At 66.8% G+C, this 2,763-nt stretch carries 3 protein-coding genes and 1 pseudogene; all 4 read left to right on the top strand.

Annotated features, from left to right (window positions below):
* The first annotated feature begins 34 nt into the window (after nucleotides 1-34).
* The gene (locus Q0U08_RS19545) at nucleotides 35-607 is read left to right on the top strand and encodes a ribonuclease HII (protein ID WP_298093448.1); all 573 of its coding nucleotides are present in this window, start codon (nucleotides 35-37) and stop codon (nucleotides 605-607) included.
* 178 nt (nucleotides 608-785) lie between these two features.
* Nucleotides 786-1,916, top strand: coding sequence for a site-specific DNA-methyltransferase (locus tag Q0U08_RS19540; protein ID WP_298093447.1), 1,131 nt, complete (start codon nucleotides 786-788; stop codon nucleotides 1,914-1,916).
* 319 nt (nucleotides 1,917-2,235) lie between these two features.
* Entirely contained in the window at nucleotides 2,236-2,496 is a 261-nt protein-coding gene (locus tag Q0U08_RS19535) for a hypothetical protein (RefSeq protein WP_298093446.1), read from the top strand.
* Nucleotides 2,441-2,763: pseudogene (locus Q0U08_RS19530) on the top strand (dihydropteroate synthase); the annotation flags it as partial. The gene Q0U08_RS19535 and the pseudogene Q0U08_RS19530, both read left to right, overlap by 56 nt.

Raw genomic sequence — 2,763 nt, 5'->3', positions numbered from 1 at the left:
GCCCAGGCGGAACCATGATGCGGCGTGGGGGCCACTGGTCGCGGGCGTGGACGAGGCCGGGCGGGGGCCGCTGGCCGGGCCGGTGGTGGCGGCAGCGGTGATCCTGCCGGCCAAGGGCGTGCCGCGCGGGCTGGACGATTCCAAGAAGCTGACGGCCAAGGTGCGCGCCGAGTTGTGCGCGCGGCTGCACGACTGCGCGCGGGTGGGGATCGGGATCGTCGAGCCCGAGGAGATCGACCGGCTGAACATCTACTGGGCGACGATGAAGGCGATGACGCTGGCGGTGGATGCGCTGTGCGGTGATGGCGGCTGTGCACCGGGCCATGTGCTGGTCGACGGCAACCGCCTGCCGCGCTGGAGCTATGTCGCCACCGCGATCGTCGGCGGCGACGCGAAATCGCCGTCGATCGCGGCGGCCTCGATCGTCGCCAAGCATACCCGCGACGGCATCATGATCGCCGCGTCCGAATCACACCCCGAATATAACTGGCACTCCAACAAGGGCTATGGATGCCGCCATCACATGGCGGCGCTGCGCGAATACGGGCCGACGCCGCTGCATCGGCGCAGTTTTGCGCCGGTGGCGCAATGTTCTCTGCCGCTCTGAGTCCGCCGTAACACACCCCCATCCGTGGGGGGTGGTGCCCCGTGCCCGACTCAACATGTGGCCCCGAACGCGTTTCGTTCTGTCGCGACTCGCGCGATTCCGGCGAGTCGCAGGATGAATCAGCGCTTGACGGATGACTCCGCAAAGGTCGATCTGACCCCAGTTGAAAGGGGTAGCCATGGGTTTGGTGCAGGCGATCGCACGGCCGAAGAGGCGCGAACAGGCCGACGTGCAGGTGCTGCCGCTGGATCAGATCCTGATGGGCGACTGCATCGCGGCGATGCGTTCGCTGCCGGCGAAATCCGTCGACATGATCTTCGCCGACCCACCCTACAACCTGCAACTGGGTGGCGAACTGTTCCGGCCGGACGGCAGCCATGTCGATGCGGTGACCGACGACTGGGACAAGTTCGACACCTTTGCGGCCTATGACGCGTTCACCCGCGCCTGGCTGGCCGAGGCGCACCGCATCCTGAAGGACAACGGCACGATCTGGGTGATCGGCAGCTATCACAACATCTTCCGTGTCGGTACCGCGGTGCAGGATCTGGGCTACTGGATCCTGAACGACATCGTGTGGCGCAAGGCCAATCCGATGCCGAACTTCAAGGGCACGCGCTTCACGAACGCGCACGAAACGCTGATCTGGGCGTCGAAGGGCGAGAAGGCCAAATACACCTTCAACTATCGCAGCATGAAGACGCTGAACGACGAGATCCAGATGCGGTCGGACTGGGAATTCCCGATCTGCGGCGGCGGCGAGCGGTTGAAGCAGGGCGGGGTGAAGGTCCACCCGACACAAAAGCCCGAGGCATTGCTGTACCGCATCCTGCTGGCTTGCACGAAGCCGGGCGACGTGGTGCTGGACCCGTTTTTCGGGACCGGCACGACCGGCGCGGTGGCTAAGCGGCTTGGGCGGCGCTGGATCGGGATCGAACGGGAGGCGGGATATTGCGCGGCGGCGGTGGCGCGGATCGAGGCGGCGCTGCCGCTCGATGAAAGCGCGCTGGCGACGATGCAGAGCCCCAAGGCCAAGCCGCGCGTGGCGTTCGGCGTGCTGGTCGAGAATGGCTATCTGGCGGCGGGCACGGTGCTGACCGATCACAAGCGCCGTTTCCGCGTGACGGTGCGCGCCGACGGTTCGCTGCTCAGCACCTGTGGGCGCGAGGGATCGATCCACCGCCTTGGATCGGCGTTGCAGGAGACGCCGGCGTGCAATGGCTGGACCTTCTGGCATTATGAGGATGGCGACGCGCTGAAGCCGATCGATACGCTGCGCCAGACCTATCTGCTGGCGACGCAACCCTGAAGGAGCGGATTGCGCAGCCGGCAATCGGTTCATATACGATTGCCATGCAGTCGAGCATGACCTTGCGAATTACGACGCGGCGAGATGGCGCCGATCGTGATGTCGCGCGCCCGGATCGCCGCCGCACCTAGCGTCGCCTCGCATCCCGGCCGTGATTGCCGAACCTTTGCGGGGCCTTAGCGTCAAGCGACTTCCCAAAGGTTTGATCATGTCCGCTCTGCTTTGCGCCGGAAGCGCGCCTTCGCCTGTCCGATATTCCGATCATGCTCTGCTGAAAATCAGCGGCCTTACCAGCGCCTGTCCGTCGGTGTTGCTTCGCGTGCTGGATGCCCTGGTCGTGCTGGGCGGCGTGCCGACCGAAATCCAGGTGCGGCGCGCCCGCGCCTCGTTCCGGTTTCATCTGCTGGTGGCGGCCGACGCGGGCGAGGAACGCGTCGGCGACCGGCTGGGCGCGATCGTCGGCGTGCGCTGCGTGCGCGTGGCCAAAGGTTCCCATCGCCCGCACTTTGTGGAAAGCGGGCGGCATGACCAGCTTGCACCTTCGCCCTGTCCAGTTCGTCGACACGCCGATCGGTCATGACGGCGCGGTGGCGCGTCTGGCCGGGGGGTTGCAGTGGTTCGCGGCCTATGAGGTGCGCGAAGGCGCGCGGCGGCGCACGGTCGCCGTGGCCGAGTTCGCGGCCGAGCTGGGCGGACATGCGCAGGCGGAGGCGCTGCATGCCGCGATCACCGCGCCGCGCGCACCGCTGGTGCTGGGCGGGCGGACGCTGCGCTTCGATCAGCCGCAGGTCGCCGCGATCCTGAACGTCACGCCCGACAGTTTTTCGGATGGGGGGCGGCATCTTGG

The sequence above is a fragment of the uncultured Sphingomonas sp. genome (assembly GCF_946477935.1).
Taxonomy (GTDB): Bacteria; Pseudomonadota; Alphaproteobacteria; order Sphingomonadales; family Sphingomonadaceae; genus Sphingomonas.
Note: the sequence above shows the minus strand (reverse complement) of the source record. Positions and strands in the feature narration are given on the sequence as shown.

What these genes read in the sequence shown, in the direction of transcription:
- Q0U08_RS19540 (WP_298093447.1), top strand. Translation starts at nt 786, where the DNA reads ATGGGTTTGGTGCAGGCGATCGCACGGCCGAAGAGGCGCGAACAGGCC.